Source organism: Staphylococcus sp. EG-SA-2, from assembly GCF_017152085.1.
Map to the genome: position 1 here is coordinate 1 of NZ_JACYHC010000078.1, position 562 is coordinate 562.

At 38.3% G+C, this 562-nt stretch carries 1 protein-coding gene; it reads left to right on the forward strand.

Features of this window, described 5'->3' with window-relative positions:
* Window positions 1–562 (forward strand): zinc-binding dehydrogenase (locus tag IDG60_RS27115; RefSeq protein WP_206160366.1); only part of this gene is annotated, 562 nt, incomplete at both ends.

Genomic DNA, 562 nt, shown 5'->3' on the forward strand with positions numbered 1-562 from the left:
GGTGATACTGTTGTGGTTTCAGCTGCATCTGGTGCTGTAGGTTCAGTTGTAGGTCAAATTGCTAAGATTAAAGGTTGCCGTGTAGTAGGTATTGCGGGTGGCGACAAAAAAGTAAATTATTTAACAGGGACACTGGGCTTTGACGCTGGTATTGATTATAAGAAAGAGGATTTTGCAGAAGCGTTAGCACAAGCAGTACCAGATGGTATTGATGTTTATTTTGAAAATGTTGGTGGAACAGTTGGCGATGAAGTATTTAAGCATTTAAATCGTTTTGCACGTGTACCAGTATGTGGCGCAATTTCGTCATATAATCATCCTGAAGCAGATATCGGACCACGTATTCAAGGTACGCTTATTAAGAAGCAAGTAATGATGAGAGGCTTCTTGGTAAGTGAATTCGCTAATGCTTTTAAAGAAGCTAGTGAACAGCTTGCAACATGGGTTCAAGAAGGTAAAATTCAGTCACAAGTAACCATTGAAGATGGTTTTGAAAATGCGCCACATGCATTTAAAAATTTATTTACTGGCGATAACTTTGGTAAACAAGTTATTAAAGTAA